Raw genomic sequence first — 15,245 nt, 5'->3', positions numbered from 1 at the left:
CCCTAGTCTTCGCCCCGGCGCTGCACCAGGCGCCAGTTGACGATGGAGAAGAGGATGACGACGAGGAAGATGCCCCAGGCCACGGCGGCGCCGTAACCGAAGTCGTTGTTGTCGAAGGTCTGTTGGAAGAAGTACAGGACCATCGTCTGGCCGGAGTGGCCCGGACCGCCCGCGAACGTCGAGTCGTTCGACGTGTTCTGCAGCAGTACCTGGGGTTCGGAGAAGCTCTGCAGACCGGTGACCGTCGAGATGACGAGCACGAACAGCAGCACCGGGCGCAGCATCGGCAGCGTGATGCGGAAGAACGTCTGGACCGGTCCGGCGCCGTCCATCCGTGCCGCTTCGTAGAGTTCGCCCGGGATGGTCTGCAGACCGGCGAGGAAGATGATCGCGTTGTAGCCGGTCCACTGCCAGGTCATCAGTGTCGCGATGGCGATCTTGATGCCCCACGGGGTGTTCAGCCAGGCGATCTGGTCGAAGCCCACGGCCTGCAACAGGGCGTTCACCAGGCCGAAGTTGGTGGAGAACACCGAGCCGAAGACGATCGCGATCGCCACCACCGAGGTGACGTTCGGCAGGAAGTAGGCGAAGCGGTACACGTTCTTGAAGCGCACCGCGGAGTTGAGCATCACGGCCGTGACCATGGCGAGGAAGATCATGGGGAACGTCGCCAGCGCCCAGATGATCAGGGTGTTGCCGATCGAGTTCCAGAAGTCGGTGTCGCTCAGCAGGTACTTGTACTGCGACAGGCCCGCCCACTCCATGGAGCCGAGGCCGTCCCAGCGGTGCAGCGAGAGGTAGAACGAGAACCCGACGGGGATCAGCCCGAAGCAGAGGAACAGCAGATAGAACGGGGAGATCGCGGCATACAGATGCCAGTACTTGCGGAAGCCGCTCCTGGGCCGCGAGGGGGCGGCCGAACTGCCCACGGCGGCGGGGGGCTTGTCCAGTGCGGTGGCCATCAGTAGCTCACCCCCAGGTGGTCCGCGATGCGCCGGCACTTGCTCATGGCGTCACTCCAGGCCTTCTTGGGGTCCTTGCCGAGGACACCGACGTTCTTGATCTCGTCCTTGAGGGGCTGCCCGAGCGCGATGTCGAACGGGCTGTTGTAGGCGACCGTGATCTTCTGCGCGGCGGGCCCGAAGATCTCCATCGTGTCCTGCCCGCCGAAGAACGGGTCCGGCACCCGCACCGTCTTCAGGTCGTACGAGGCCGGGGTGGAGGGGAACAGACCCGCGTCGACGAAACCCTGGGCCTGGTTGGCCGCGTCGAGCATCCAGCTGATGACCGCGAAGGCCTGCTCGGGTTCGCGGCACGCCTTGGTGATCGAAAGGAACGAACCGCCGATGTTGGCCGGCCGCACCGGCATCTGGGCAACTCGCCAGCGCCCCTTGGTCTTTGGCACACCGGTCTTGATGTCACTGGTCGCCCAGGAGGCGTTGAGCTGGCTCGGCAGCTTGCCGTCCTGTACGGCCGAGAGCTGGTCCGGGGTGCCGCTGACCAGATCCGAGACGATCCCGCGCTGCTTGGTCTCCACCGCCAACGCCCAGGCCTGGCGCACGTGTTCCTGGCCGCCGATGAAGTGCCGGTCCTTGTCGACGTACCGCTCGGAGCCCTGGTTCACCACGTTCTCGAAGATGCTGTTGACGTCGGTGACCAGATACGTCCCCGGGATCCGCTTCCTGAGCTGCTCGCCCGCCGCGAAGAACTTGTCCCAGGTGTCCAACTCCCGTGACACGTCGGCGGGTTCGTACGGCAGCCCGGCCTTGCGGAACACGGCGTACTGGTAATAGTGCGCCACCGGGCCGCAGTCGATGGGGAAGCCGACCATCGTGCCGTCGTCGGCGATGCCCTGCCGCCACTTCCAGTCCAGGTACTGGCTCTTGTACTTGTCCGCGCCGAGCGTCCTGAGGTCCACGAACTGGTCGGCGTTGGGCAGATAGGACGCCATGTCCTCGCCCTTGAGGCCGGCGATGTCGGGGATGTGGGCCCGGCCCGCCATCGTGGTGATCAGCTTGGACCGGTAGTAGCCGCCGATCTTGATCGCCTGGAGGTCGACCGTACGGTCGTACCGCGCCTTGGCGTTCTTGACGACCGTGTCGCCGAGGCCGCCGTCCCAGTACCACAGGACCATGTTCCGGCCGGTGGAACCGGTCGGTACGGCGCAGCCGGACGCCAGGCCGCCGAGCGCCGTGGCGGCCGTACCGGCCAGGCCCGCACGGAGCAGGCCTCTTCGTGAGAGCCGCACAGCTCCCACCGCCTTTCGGATCTGTTCGATCTGTTCGGGTCGTGCATACGAGGGGCTGAAGTGGGGGGACTTTCAAGGGACTTCGTGGGGTGCTACTCCCGTGCGGGGGGAGTGACAGGTGCGTACCTGACGGGCGGGCCGGGGTCCGCCGGGATCCTGTCGACGAGAAAGCCGTATGCACGCCGCAGTTCCGGATCGCGGACCGTATGCAGCCAACGGTCGACGCCGTACCAGCCGGGCGCCGCCAGCGCGCCGCCGTGGTGCTGGACGGAGAGCCCGGCGGCGAGCACCGCGAACCGCAGGCGTTCCTCCAGCGGCCAGCCGCCGAGCGAGGCCGCGACGAAGCTCGCGCCGAACACGTCACCGGCGCCCGTCGCGTCCAGGACGTCCACGGCCAGGGCCGGGACCTCCGCGTACTCGCCGGTCGTCTGGTCGACGGCGATCGCCCCGTCGCCGCCCCGCGTGATCACCGCGACCGGCACCAGCTCGGTGAGCGTGCCGAGCGCCGCGACCGCGCTGTCGGTGCGGGTGTAGGCCATCGCCTCGGCCTCGTTGGGGAGGAAGGCGTGGCACAGGGCGAGCTGGTCGAGCAGATCGCGGGACCACTGCTCGGTGGGGTCCCAGCCGACGTCGGCGTAGATCTGCGTGCCGTTCGCGGCGGCCTTGGCGAGCCATGCGCGCGGTTCGGCCTCCAGGTGCACCAGCGCGGTGCGTGCGTCGGGCGGGTCGCCCATCAACACGTCCTGGGAGTACGGCGGTTCCTGGCCGTGGGTGACCAGGGCCCGGTCGGTGACGGGGGTCCCGCCGCTCGAGCGGAGGTGAGCGTGGGGGAGGGCGAGCGAGACGGTGACGGGGGTGTGCCAGCCGTCCGCGGTGCGGGACAGGGAGAGGTCGACGCCCTCCTGGCCGGCGAGGACCTCACGGCAGTAGGCGCCGTAGAAGTCGTCGCCGAAGACCGTGGCGAGGGACGTGCGCAGACCGAAGCGGGACGCGGAGACCGCGAGGTTCGCGATGCCGCCCGGGCCGCAGCCCATGCCGCCGGTCCAGATCTCCTCGCCCGGTGTCGGCGGCTGCCGCAGACCGGTGAGGACGAGGTCGTAGAAGAGCAGCCCGGTCAGCAGCACATCGGCCCGGTCGTCGTCCACGCGCAGATCCTCTCGTCGGCACGTCAGCTGGAGAGCTCGTCAAAACTCTTCATTTCGGTGACCGGAATCGTGCGCTGTTCGACGAGATTGGTCAATACCCGAGCAGAACTGAGCATAGAAATGATTGAAGATGACGAGTAGTGTTCACGGCGTGCTGGCAGAACGACGACATCAACTCATCCTGCGGGCCCTGCGCTCCGGTGGCCCCGCGGCCGTGACCGATCTCTCCGAGCAGCTGGGGGTGAGCCCCGCCACGATCAGGCGCGATCTGCTCAAACTCGAGGAGGACGGACTCCTCACGCGTGTCCACGGCGGCGCCGTGGCCGACGAGGGCGACCAGCCCTTCGCCGAGGTCGCCGAGGTGCGGGTGGCCGAGAAGGACGCGATAGCCGCACGCGCGGCGGCGATGGTCGCGGACGGCCAGTCGGTCCTCCTCGACATCGGCACCACCGCCTACCGGCTGGCCCGGCAGCTGCACGGCCGCCGGCTCACCGTGATCACCAGCAACCTCGTGGTCTACGAGGAGCTGGCCGACGACGAGGGCATCGAACTGGTGCTGCTCGGCGGCATGGTGCGGCGCGAGTACCGCTCCCTGGTGGGCTTCCTCACCGAGGACAACCTGCGCCAGCTGCACGCCGACTGGCTCTTCCTCGGCACCAGTGGAGTGCGCCCCGGTGGGCAGGTGATGGACACGACGGTCGTCGAGGTGCCGGTCAAACGGGCCATGATCAAGGCCGCCGACAAGGTCGTCCTGCTCGCGGACGCGCAGAAGTTCCCGGGTACGGGGATGGCGAAGGTGTGCGGTCCCGAGGACCTGGACGCGGTGGTGACGAACGCCCCGGTCGACCCGGCGACCCGCTCCTCCCTGGAGGAAGCGGGCGTCGAGGTCGTCGTGGCAGGAAAGGTGAAAGCGTGAAGCTGACGATTCTAGGCGGCGGCGGGTTCCGGGTGCCGCTCGTCTACGGGGCACTCCTCACGGACCGCGGCGAGGGCCGGGTCACCGAGGTGGTGCTGCACGACCTCGACGACAGTCGACTGCATGCGGTCGCCCGTGTACTGGCCGAACAGGCCGCCACCGTCCCCGAGGCCCCCACCGTCACCGCCACCACCGACCTCGACGAGGCCCTGCGCGGCGCCGACTTCGTCTTCTCCGCGATCCGCGTCGGCGGCCTTGAGGGCCGCGCCGACGACGAGCGGGTGGCCCTCGCGCAAGGCGTCCTCGGCCAGGAGACGGTCGGCGCCGGCGGTATCGCCTACGGTCTGCGCACCGTCCCGGTCGCCGTCGACATCGCCCGGCGCGTGGCCCGCCTCGCCCCCGACGCCTGGGTCATCAACTTCACCAACCCGGCCGGCCTGGTCACCGAGGCCATGTCCCGGCACCTCGGCGACCGCGTCATCGGCATCTGCGACTCCCCGGTCGGCCTCGGCCGCCGTATCGCCAAGGTGCTCGGCGCGAACCCGCGCGAGGCCTTCATCGACTACGTCGGCCTCAACCACCTCGGCTGGGTCCGCGGCCTGCGCGTCGCCGGCCGCGACGAACTCCCGCGCCTGCTCGCCGACCCGGACCTGCTCGGCTCCTTCGAGGAGGGCAAGCTCTTCGGCACCGACTGGCTCCAGTCGCTCGGCGCGATCCCGAACGAGTACCTGCACTACTACTACTTCAACCGCGAGACCGTTCGCGCCTACACCGAGGTCGAGAAGACCCGCGGCGCGTTCCTCCGCGACCAGCAGGCGCAGTTCTACGACGAGATGAAGCGCCCGGACACCTCGGCACTGACCGCCTGGGACCGCACCCGCGCCGAGCGCGAGGCGACCTACATGGCGGAGAACCGCGAGACCGCAGGTGCCGGCGAACGCGACGAGGACGACCTGTCCGGCGGCTACGAGAAGGTCGCCCTCGCCCTGATGCGGGCCATCGCCCGTGACGAGCGCACCACCCTCATCCTCAACGTCCGCAACCAGGGCGCGCTGTCCGTCCTCGACACCGACGCGGTCATCGAGGTGCCGTGCCTGGTCGACGCCAACGGCGCCCACCCCGTTGCCGTCGCCCCGCTGCCCGACCACGCCACCGGCCTGGTCTGCGCGGTCAAGGGTGTCGAGCGCGAGGTCCTCACGGCGGCCGAGAACGGCTCCCGTACGACGGCGGTGAAGGCCTTCGCGCTGCACCCGCTGGTCGACTCGGTGAACGTCGCACGCCGGCTGGTCGAGGGCTATACCGAGGTCCACCCGGGCCTGGCGTACCTTAAGTAGGCATCGATTCAGTAAGCGCTTTCCCCCGAGTCGTCCGCGACGGTCACCCCGCAGCGGCTCTCGGCGGCTCCCCAGTACTCAGCAGCTCCCTGGTTCCCTGGAGACTTCCCATGCACGACGAACGCCGCCGGATCGAGGAGCGCGTCGAGCGCGCCCACAACCAGCGCATCAAGCCCGCGATCTACGCGGCCACCGCGCCCTTCACGGTCGAGGCCTGGCAGGCCCCCGGTGAGCCGGTCTCCTTCGACGAGGCCGCGGCGGCGCCGTACACGCCGTTCGCGATGGACACCCCGTGGGGACCGCCCTGGGGCACGACCTGGTTCCGGATGCACGGGCAGGTGCCGGCGGAGTGGGCCGGGAGGCGCGTCGAGGCCGTCATCGACCTCGGCTTCACCGGCGACTGGCCCGGCAACCAGGCCGAGGCCCTGGTCCACCTGACGGACGGGACACCGCTGAAGGCGGTCAACCCGCTCAACCAGTACGTGGCGATCGCCAACCCGGCCGAGGGCGGCGAGGTGATCGACTACCTGGTCGAGGCGGCCTCCAACCCCGACATCCTCGCCAACGACTTCTCGGAGCCCACCCCGCTCGGTGATGTACTGACGGCGGGCGACCGTCCACTGTATACATTCCGCCGGGCCGACCTCGCCGTCCTCGACGAGGAGGTCTTCCACCTCGACCTCGATGTCCAGGTGCTGCGCGAACTGATGCTGGAACTGGGCGAGCACGACCCCCGCCGCCACGAGATCATGCACGCGCTGGACCGCGCCCTGGACCTGCTCGACCTCGACGACGTCGCCGGTTCGGCCGCCGACGTACGGGCCGCGCTCAAGCCGGTGCTGGCCAAGCCCGCCAACGCCAGCGCGCACATCGTCTCCGGCGTCGGGCACGCGCACATCGACTCGGCGTGGCTGTGGCCGATCCGCGAGACCAAGCGCAAGACGTCCCGCACCTTCTCGAACGTGACGTCCCTCGCGGACGAGTACGAGGACTTCATCTTCGCCTGCTCGCAGGCCCAGCAGTACGAGTGGGTGCGTGACAACTACCCGCAGGTGTGGGCCAGGATCCAGGAGTCCGTCAAGCGCGGCCAGTGGGCACCGGTCGGCGGCATGTGGGTCGAGTCCGACGGCAACCTGCCCGGCGGCGAGGCCATCGCCCGCCAACTCGTCCACGGCAAGCGGTTCTTCATCGAGCACTTCGGCATCGAGACCAAGGGCGTCTGGCTGCCCGACTCCTTCGGCTACAACGCGGCCTACCCGCAGCTCGCCAAGCTCGCCGGCAACGAGTGGTTCCTCACCCAGAAGATCTCCTGGAACCAGACCAACACGTTCCCCCACCACACCTTCTGGTGGGAGGGCATCGACGGCACCCGTATCTTCACGCACTTCCCGCCGGTCGACACCTACAACGCCCGCTTCAGCGGCGAGGAGATGTCCCGCGCGGTCCGCAACTACCAGGAGAAGGGCAACGCCACCCGCTCACTTGCCCCCTTCGGCTGGGGCGACGGCGGTGGCGGCCCCACCCGCGAGATCATGGAACGGGCGCGCAGGCTCGCCGACTTGGAGGGTTCACCGAAGGTCGTCGTCGAGCACCCGGACGAGTTCTTCGCCAAGGCCCGCGCCGAGTACCCGGACGCCCCCGTCTGGGTCGGCGAGCTGTACCTCGAACTCCACCGCGCCACCTACACCTCCCAGGCCCGCACCAAGCAGGGCAACCGGCGCAGCGAACACAGGCTCCGCGAGGCCGAGTTGTGGGCGACGACGGCCGCGCTGCACGCACCGGGCTACGCGTACCCGTACGAGAAGCTCGACAAGCTGTGGAAGACGGTGCTGCTGCACCAGTTCCACGACATCCTGCCGGGCTCCTCGATCGCCTGGGTGCACCGCGAGGCCGAGGCCGAATACGCGCGGGTGGCAACGGAGTTGGAGGAGCTGACGACGGCGGCCGTGGCCGCGCTGGGCGGCGGCGGTACCCGGGTCTTCAACACCAGCCCCTTCGACCGCGCCGAGGTCATCCGCACCGCGACCGGCGTCCCGATGTACGCGACGGTCCCCGCGAACGGCAGCGCCCCGCTGGCCGCCGAGTACGTCCCGCAGGCGGTGACCGTCACCGACCGCGTCCTCGACAACGGCCTCGTCCGCGTCGAACTCGCCGACGACGGCACCCTCGCCTCCGTGCGCGACCTGCGCCACGGCGGCCGTGAAGTCCTCGCCGACCAGGGCAACTTGCTGCGTCTGCACACCGACCTCCCGAACTACTGGGACGCCTGGGACGTCGACAAGCACTACAAGAACCGCTTCACCGACCTCCTCGACGCCGACTCCATCACCGTCGTCGACCAGGACCCGCTGCTCGGCGCGATCCGGGTGGAGCGGTCCTTCGGCAAGGGCTCGAAGATCGTGCAGACGATCACCGTCCGCGCGGGCAGCCCCCGCATCGACTTCGAGACCGACATCGACTGGCACGAGGCCGAGAAGTTCCTCAAGGCCGGCTTCCCCGTGGACATCCGGGCCGCGCACTCCTCCGCCGAGATCCAGTTCGGCCACATCCAGCGGCCCACGCACACCAACACCAGCTGGGAGGCGGCCCGTTTCGAGGTCTCCGGCCACCGCTGGGTGCACCTCGCCGAGCCCGGCTACGGCGTCGCCGTCATCAACGACTCGACGTACGGCCACGACGTCTCCCGCACGGTCCGCGAGGACGGCGGTACGACGACGACGGTCCGCCTGAGCCTGGTGCGCGCCCCGCGCATCCCCGACCCCGGGGCCGACCAGGGCAAGCACCGGCTCACGTACTCACTGCTGCCCGGCGCGAGCATCGAGGACGCGGTCGCCGAGGGCTACGCCCTCAACCTCCCGCTGCGGGTGGCCGATTCGGGCGGCGCCCCGGACCCCGTCGTCTCCGTGGAGGGCGACGGCATCACGGTCGAGGCGGTCAAGCTCGCCGACGACGAGTCCGGCGACGTCGTCGTGCGCCTCTACGAGTCGAACGGCGGGCGCGCCGAGGGCGTCCTGCGCACCGGCTTCGCGCTCGCGGGCGCCCGGATCACCGACCTGCTGGAGCGGCCGCTGGCGGACGAGGTCTCCGCCGACGGCGACTCGGTGGCCGTGTCCCTGCGGCCGTTCCAGATCCTGACGCTCCGTCTGGAGCGGGCGGGCGCAGGCGAGTAGACACACCGAGGCGGCCGGCCCACACGGGGGACCGGCCGCCAGGGGTGGGGGTCGTCAGCCGGTGAAACCGGCCGTGATCGAGGTGAACTGCCAGGTGTTCTGACTGATGCCGGAGCAGTTGCTCACCACTCCGCCGCCGGCGCACCCGCGGTCACGGTTGACCGCCCAGAACGCGAGCCGTGCGATGTGGTGTGAGTTGGACCAGTCGCGAATCTGCGTCCAGATGGCCGGAGTTGTCGTCTCCGACTGGTCCGACAGACCGTTCATGCCCGAGATGCCGATGTGCGAGTAGGCCGTCGCGTCGTCCCACCCGAAGGTGGACTTCAGCTTGGTCTTGAGGCCCTCGGCCGCGGCGACCGTGTTGCCGTACATGTCGGAGCCGCCGCCGAAGTCGAACGGCATGATGGTGAAGACGTCGATGCCGGCGTTGAGCGACTGCGCCTGCTCGATGAGCCGGTTGCCGTAGTACGTCGGGCCGGTCGTCGAGGTGCCGAAGGTGACGATCGTGCGCAGGCCCGGGTTGTTGGCCTTGACGGTCTTCAGCGCGGTCAGGATCTTCGCCTGCACGGCCTCGTTCTCGAACTCGTCCGTGTTCTCGATGTCCATGTCGATCGCCTTGAGCCCGTAGGCGCTGATCACCTTCTGCAGGGCTCCGGCGAGCGCGCTCGCGGAGGAGCAGTTGGCGCCGAGCTTGCTGCCCTGCCAGCCGCCGAAGGACGGCACGACGTCACCGCCGGCCGCGCGGATCTGGTTGATGGCGGTCTGGTCGACGCCACCGGTCAGGGGCCGGCTGCCGTCCCAACTCGGGTTGCAGCCACCGGAGTCGAGCACGAACGCCATCGTGAACCACTTGATGCCGGTCGCGCTCATCACCGTGCTCGGGGCCGGCGGATCGCCCCAGCCCTCGTAGAGATACGGCGCGGCCTGGGTGAACCCGGTGCCGCCACCGGTACCGGCGCTTGTCGTGACGCTCACCGCGTTCGAGGCCGGCGAGGTGTTTCCGGCCGCGTCCCGCGCCTTCACGGTGAACGTGTAGGCGGTACTGGCCGAGAGCCCGCTGACCGTCCCGCTCGTACCGGAGACGCTCAGGACCTGGTTCGCCCCGCTGTAGATGTCGTACGACGTGACACCCACGTTGTCCGTCGCGGCGCCCCACGACAGCGACACGCTGGAGGAGGTCTTGCCGGTCGAGGTCAGGCCGGTCGGCGCGGTCGGGGCCTGGGTGTCGCCACCGCCGCCACCGCCCGGACCGTCGAGGCTGATGTCGTCCGCGTAGTAGGTGCCCTGCGCGTACCAGCCGTGCACATAGATGGTGGCGCTGGTCTGCGAGGCGCCGGTGGTGAAGGACGTCGTCAGCTGGCTGTACGCCGACGGGGACGAGGTCCACGTCGAGGAACCGCCGTTGACACCGAGGTAGACATAGCTGCCGCGCACCCAGCCGCTGAGCGAGTACGCCGTGTTCGGCTGCACGGCGACCGTCTGGGAGCACTGTGCGGTGTCACTCGAACTCACCGCACCGGCAAGGGACTTGGAACCGCCGTGCACGGGCGAGGAGACGACCGAGCCGAGGTTCCCCGAGCAGGACCAGGGGGAGAGGCTGCCCGACTCGAAGCCGGGGTTGGTCAGGACGTTGGCCGCCTGTGCCGTACCGGGCAGTGCGATGGCCCCGGCCATGGCCAGGGCGGCGGTGCCGAGCAGGGCGAGGAGCCGGTGTCTGGAGCGTCTGAGTCTGTTGCGCACGCGATCTCCCTGAAGGAATGGGGGTTCGGGAGTACAGGAAGGTGCGCAACCAAGTTGGTATGGACCAATCACGGTGTCAAGATGCGCCGCCATGATTGGTCCAGACCGGTGTGAAGGTGTCAGGAGGGGCGGGAGTCAGGCGCGGGCCGCGGCCCGGCTGCCCGTCTCCGAGGTCTCCGTCGCCGTCTCCACCTCGTCCTGCGCCGGTGCGGGCGCCGCCGGGAGCAGCGGCTCCGACTCCTCCGCGCGCTGGTGCGGGAGCGTCACCGGACGCAGCTGACGCGGCCCCGAGACGACCGCGTAGTCCGCGCCCAGGAACGGCGGCTCCATCGTGCCCGGGTCCTCACCGAGCGCCAACTGCACTGCCGCCCAAGGGGCGTTGACCCCGCACAGCGACAGCTGGTGCAGGCCGCCCGCGGGCCGGGTGTTGACGTCCATCAGCACGGGTCGGTCGCCGAACATGCGGAACTGGATGTTGGACAGGTAGTGCAGCCCGAAGCCCTCGGCGATCCGGCGGGCCGGCTCCAGCCACTGCTCGTGCAGGGTGAAACCGCGACGGCGGCCGTTCTTGGTGCGGCCCACCGCGAGGCGGACCAGGTTGTCGGGGCCGGTCAGGCAGTCCACCGACACCTCCGGCTCCTCAAGACGCGGCATGACCAGCCAGTCGACCTGCTCGTCGGCCTGCTCCAGCGCCTCGACGACCGTGTCGAGCGGGACGTAGGGGCTCGGGAAGCCGTTGAGGTGCATGAGCGAGAAGGGGGCGCGCGTGATCACACGGAAGCCCACCCCGCCCGCGCCGGACGCCGGTTTGAAGCACGCCTTGTGCCCGGCGGCCTCCAACTCCTCGACGGCGGCGACGAGTTCAGGAGCGGTGCGGACCCGCCACCACGGCGGAACGGGCACGCCGATCGCCTGCACGGCCTCGTACGCGATCACCTTGTCGTGGAAGACGGCGACGGCCTCGGGGGTCGGCGCCAGCAGCGCCGTGCCCACCGCCGCGAAGTCCGCGCGGTGCGCCACGATCTCCGACTGGTGCAGCCGGGGCACGAACACGTCGATACCGCGACGGGCGCACTGGTCGAGCGCGAACTCGACGTACGCGGCCGGGGACAGGCCCTCGGGCTCCAGGTCGGCGGTGTCGGCGGCGGCCAGCACGGGGGAGTCCGCGTCGCCGTGCGTCGCATGGATCTCGACGGCCCGGTCGCTGGGATTTCTCCGCAGCTGATCCATGAAGAACACGTTCTCCGCGTACGTGCGGTTGAGCCAGACGCGTACGCGAGAGACCATGCAGGGCCGTCCTTTCGGGTTCGCGGGCACGGCGGAGCAGGGCCGTGCCCGGCCAGGGTGGTTGGAGGTACACCAAACCGCCCTCGGCGAAGAGGCGTTCGTGGCGGTGGTGTTGGGGCGATCATACGGCTTTCAAAGGGTGCCGCGTGCAACGCCCGTGTTACGGATTTCCCGATGGTGCCCACCCGGCACATGAGCTCCTGTCGCGGCACCGCCCCGACCTCCCCGTTTCCCGCCGCCCGCCGCACCGGCGGCCCCTCGTGCCGCCCGCCGTCTTGTCGCGGAACGGCGGGATGTGATCTCGTGGGCTGCATCGTGCGCGCGGAGGGGGCGAGGGTGGATTCGACGGCCGGCGGTGCCGGACAGCTGCTGGCCATCAGCGACCTGCACATCGGGTACGCCGAGAACCGCGCCCTGGTCGAGAACATGCGGCCCGTCACGGACGACGACTGGCTCGTCGTGGCCGGCGACATCGCCGAGACCGTGGCCGACATCCGCTGGGTCCTCGAACTCCTCGCCGGCCGCTTCCGCAAGGTCCTCTGGGCCCCCGGCAACCACGAACTGTGGACCCACCCCAAGGACCCCGTCACCCTGCGCGGAGTCGCCCGCTACGACCATCTCGTCGCCCTGTGCCGGGAGTTGGGCGTCGTCACCCCCGAGGACCCCTACCCCGTCTGGGAGGGCGCGGGCGGCCCCGTCGTCGTGGCACCGCTCTTCCTGCTCTACGACTACTCGTTCCTCCCGGCGGGCTGCGCCACCAAGGACGAGGGACTGACGTACGCGCACGGCACCGGCATCGTCTGCAACGACGAGTTCCTCCTGCACCCCGACCCCTACCCCAGCCGCGAGGCCTGGTGCCGGGCCCGGGTCACCGAGACCGAACGCCGGCTCACCGAGATCCCCGACACCCTCCCCACGGTGCTGATCAACCACTACCCCCTGGACCGGCACCCCACCGAGGTCCTCTGGTACCCCGAGTTCGCCATGTGGTGCGGCACCACCCTCACCGCCGACTGGCACCGCAGATTCCGCGTGGACACCATGGTCTACGGCCATCTCCACATCCCGCGGACCACCCATCACGAGGGGGTCCGCTTCGAAGAGGTGTCCGTGGGATACCCCCGCGAGTGGCAGAAACGCCCCGAACCCCCGGGCCGACTGCGCCGCATCCTGCCGATGGAGGTCGGAACCGGTGATCGAGGAACTGCTTCCGGACTCCGTGGTGACCGTGGAGACACACGGTGACGAAGGGCTCCGCGACGCCCCGCTGTACCCCGAGGAAGAGGCCCGCGTGGCCCGCGCGGTGCCCAAGCGCCGCCATGAGTTCGCCGCCGTACGCGCCTGCGCCCGGCGCGCCATGGAGAAGCTCGGCGTGCCCCCGCAGCCGATCCTGCCCGGCGCCCACGGCGCACCGACCTGGCCCGCCGGAGTCATCGGCAGCATGACCCACTGCGACGGCTACCGCGCCGCCGCACTGGCCCGCGCCGGCGACCTCGCCTCCCTCGGCATCGACGCCGAACCCCACGCCCCGCTCCCGGACGGCATCCTCCCCAGCGTCTCCCTGCCCGCCGAACAGGAGCGCCTGGCACGCCTGACGGCGGAGCAGCCGGGCGTGCACTGGGACCGGCTCCTGTTCAGCGCCAAGGAGTCCGTCTACAAGGCGTGGTTCCCCCTCACCGGGAAGTGGCTCGACTTCTCCGAGGCCGACATCGAGGTCTTCACCGACCCGGGCGAGGAGGCACGCGGCGGTCTGCGCGCCCGTCTCCTCGTCCCCGGCCCGGTCGTCGACGGCGTACGCCTCGACGTCTTCGAGGGCCGCTGGACCGTCGGCCACGGACTCGTCGCCACGGCGATCACCGTCCCGCACCGGTGAACGGCCCGGACGCGCACGGCATCTGACGCCCCGCCCCCTCGGCTCATCCCTCCGGGCACCAGCTCTCCAGCAGCCGGAAGAACCCCTCCTCGTTTCCCGCGAGCCCCGCGTCCGTCAGGGCCTGGTCCGCCTCGGCCAGCACCGAGGGCGGGACGAGCACCGGGCGTGCGCCCGGAGGCGCGTCGAAGGCTGCTCGGACCGTGTGCAGCAGCCGGAGATACGCCTGGACGGCGGCGCGTTCGCGGTCGGTCATCACTGCGGTCTGCATAGGACGGCTCTCCCCTGGTCGGCGTCAGGTGCCTCCGCAGAGCGGTGGCACGACTCCAGCTTGCCGGGTGCCACTGACAATCCGGTTTCGGCGGGCGCCGGTTCGCCCGCTTAGCGGAGGTGAAACGTCCCCGAAATCCCCGGTGGGACAGCGGCCCTACGCTGGAGGGAGGGGCTTTCGGCCGCCCGCGGGCGGCCCGGTGAACGGGAGGCGAGTGCGTGGAGGACGTCCCGGTACGGCGCCCGGCGCGCGCACGACTGCGCTCGGTCGGCGCCGGAGAACTCGCCCTGCAGTACCGCGTCGTGCACGGATACCGCCGCGCCTTCCGCATGGCAGGCAAGGGCCCGGTCCTGGTCCTCATCCACGGCATCGGCGACTCCTCGGCGACCTGGACCGACCTGATCCCCGACCTCGCCCGCACCCACACGGTCATCGCCCCCGACCTCCTCGGCCACGGCGCCTCCGACAAACCGCGCGCCGACTACTCGGTCGCCGCCTACGCCAACGGCGTCCGCGATCTGCTCACCACCCTCGGCATCGAGTCGGCGACCCTGCTCGGACACTCGCTGGGCGGGGGAGTGGCCATGCAGTTCGCCTACCAGTTCCCCGAGCGCACCGAACGCCTCGTCCTCGTCAGCGCGGGCGGCGTGGGCCGCGAGGTCAATCCGGTGCTACGGCTCGTCACGCTTCCGGGCGCCCATCTCGCCCTGTCCGCGCTGCGGTTGCCCGGCATGCGCCTTCAAGTCGGCCTCACCGTCGGCCTGATGAGGCTCCTCGACACCGACCTCGGCCGGGACGCCCCCGAACTCCTAACCCTCGTCGACGCGTTGCCCGACGAGACCGCCCGCAACGCCTTCATCCGCACCCTGCGCGCGGTCGTCGACTGGCGGGGCCAGGTGGTGACCATGCTCGACCGCTGCTACCTCACCGAGGGCATGCCGACCATGCTGCTGTGGGGCGACCGGGACAGCGTGGTGCCGGTCCGCCACGCGTACGGCGCCCACGAGGCCATGCCCGGCAGCCGGCTGGAGATCTTCGAGGGCGCGGGCCACTTCCCGTTCCACACCGACCCGGCCCGATTCCTCAGCCTGGTCGCGGAGTTCACCGCCACCACCACCCCGGCGCACTGGAGCCGCGAGCACTGGCGCGACCTCCTGTGCGAGGGCCGCCCGGGTGTCACGGCCGAGGGCGGAGCGAGGGAACGGGACCTGCGGGAGGCGAGCGAACGCAGCGCCACCTGACGGCGGGCCGGTGCATGTGACGG

The 15,245-nt window shown here is 70.2% G+C and carries 12 protein-coding genes; 6 read left to right on the top strand and 6 right to left on the bottom strand.

Going from position 1 to position 15,245, the window contains the following annotated elements:
* Positions 1-2 precede the first annotated feature (2 nt).
* The 3 genes from OHT77_RS08250 to OHT77_RS08240 all read right to left on the bottom strand — a co-directional run bounded on the left by OHT77_RS08250 (position 3) and on the right by OHT77_RS08240 (position 3,393).
* On the bottom strand, positions 3-962 hold the full coding sequence (locus OHT77_RS08250; RefSeq protein ID WP_328827406.1) for a carbohydrate ABC transporter permease: 960 nt from the start codon (positions 960-962) through the stop codon (positions 3-5).
* Positions 962-2,248, bottom strand: coding sequence for an ABC transporter substrate-binding protein (locus OHT77_RS08245; RefSeq protein WP_328827405.1), 1,287 nt, complete (start codon positions 2,246-2,248; stop codon positions 962-964). Before OHT77_RS08245 ends, OHT77_RS08250 begins: the two co-directional genes overlap by 1 nt.
* A 92-nt stretch (positions 2,249-2,340) precedes the next feature.
* Positions 2,341-3,393 (bottom strand): carbohydrate kinase family protein, encoded by a 1,053-nt coding sequence (locus OHT77_RS08240; protein WP_328827404.1) that lies wholly within the window; start codon positions 3,391-3,393, stop codon positions 2,341-2,343.
* A 151-nt stretch (positions 3,394-3,544) separates the two neighbouring features.
* On the opposite strand from OHT77_RS08240, the gene OHT77_RS08235 reads away from it, so the two are divergent.
* From OHT77_RS08235 to OHT77_RS08225, 3 genes are all read left to right on the top strand, one after another.
* Positions 3,545-4,309: a DeoR/GlpR family DNA-binding transcription regulator gene (locus OHT77_RS08235; RefSeq protein ID WP_328827403.1), complete on the top strand. Its 765-nt coding sequence runs from the start codon at positions 3,545-3,547 to the stop codon at positions 4,307-4,309.
* Positions 4,306-5,643: a 6-phospho-beta-glucosidase gene (locus OHT77_RS08230; RefSeq protein ID WP_328827402.1), complete on the top strand. Its 1,338-nt coding sequence runs from the start codon at positions 4,306-4,308 to the stop codon at positions 5,641-5,643. Before OHT77_RS08235 ends, OHT77_RS08230 begins: the two co-directional genes overlap by 4 nt.
* Positions 5,644-5,753: 110 nt before the next feature.
* Positions 5,754-8,813, top strand: coding sequence for an alpha-mannosidase (locus OHT77_RS08225; protein ID WP_328827400.1), 3,060 nt, complete (start codon positions 5,754-5,756; stop codon positions 8,811-8,813).
* Positions 8,814-8,867: 54 nt separating this feature from the next.
* On the opposite strand, the gene OHT77_RS08220 is transcribed toward OHT77_RS08225, so the two are convergent.
* Both OHT77_RS08220 and OHT77_RS08215 read right to left on the bottom strand, forming a co-directional pair.
* Positions 8,868-10,553 carry a carbohydrate binding domain-containing protein gene (locus OHT77_RS08220; protein WP_328827398.1) on the bottom strand — a complete coding sequence of 562 codons (1,686 nt, stop codon included), beginning with the start codon at positions 10,551-10,553 and terminating at the stop codon, positions 8,868-8,870.
* 135 nt (positions 10,554-10,688) lie between these two features.
* On the bottom strand, positions 10,689-11,840 hold the full coding sequence (locus tag OHT77_RS08215) for an ATP-grasp domain-containing protein (RefSeq protein WP_328827396.1): 1,152 nt from the start codon (positions 11,838-11,840) through the stop codon (positions 10,689-10,691).
* 336 nt (positions 11,841-12,176) lie between these two features.
* Here OHT77_RS08215 and OHT77_RS08210 point away from each other — a divergent pair, with 336 nt between their 5' ends.
* Both OHT77_RS08210 and OHT77_RS08205 read left to right on the top strand, forming a co-directional pair.
* Positions 12,177-13,085: a metallophosphoesterase family protein gene (locus OHT77_RS08210; RefSeq protein WP_328827394.1), complete on the top strand. Its 909-nt coding sequence runs from the start codon at positions 12,177-12,179 to the stop codon at positions 13,083-13,085.
* A complete protein-coding gene (locus tag OHT77_RS08205; protein ID WP_328827393.1) occupies positions 13,033-13,713 on the top strand; it encodes a 4'-phosphopantetheinyl transferase family protein in 681 nt (226 codons plus the stop codon). Before OHT77_RS08210 ends, OHT77_RS08205 begins: the two co-directional genes overlap by 53 nt.
* A 43-nt stretch (positions 13,714-13,756) precedes the next feature.
* Here OHT77_RS08205 and OHT77_RS08200 read toward each other — a convergent pair whose 3' ends face one another.
* Entirely contained in the window at positions 13,757-13,981 is a 225-nt protein-coding gene (locus tag OHT77_RS08200; protein ID WP_328827392.1) for a hypothetical protein, read from the bottom strand.
* A gap of 218 nt (positions 13,982-14,199) precedes the next feature.
* Here OHT77_RS08200 and OHT77_RS08195 point away from each other — a divergent pair, with 218 nt between their 5' ends.
* Entirely contained in the window at positions 14,200-15,222 is a 1,023-nt protein-coding gene (locus OHT77_RS08195) for an alpha/beta fold hydrolase (RefSeq protein ID WP_328827391.1), read from the top strand.
* Positions 15,223-15,245: the final 23 nt, after the last annotated feature.

It is taken from the genome of Streptomyces sp. NBC_00252 (genome assembly GCF_036187565.1).
GTDB lineage: Bacteria > Actinomycetota > Actinomycetes > Streptomycetales > Streptomycetaceae > Streptomyces.
This window is presented reverse-complemented; position numbering and strand designations above follow the sequence as displayed.

What these genes read in the sequence shown, in the direction of transcription:
- OHT77_RS08250 (WP_328827406.1), bottom strand. Translation starts at nt 962, where the DNA reads ATGGCCACCGCACTGGACAAGCCCCCCGCCGCCGTGGGCAGTTCGGCC.
- OHT77_RS08200 (WP_328827392.1), bottom strand. Translation starts at nt 13,981, where the DNA reads ATGCAGACCGCAGTGATGACCGACCGCGAACGCGCCGCCGTCCAGGCG.
- OHT77_RS08225 (WP_328827400.1), top strand. Translation starts at nt 5,754, where the DNA reads ATGCACGACGAACGCCGCCGGATCGAGGAGCGCGTCGAGCGCGCCCAC.
- OHT77_RS08215 (WP_328827396.1), bottom strand. Translation starts at nt 11,840, where the DNA reads ATGGTCTCTCGCGTACGCGTCTGGCTCAACCGCACGTACGCGGAGAAC.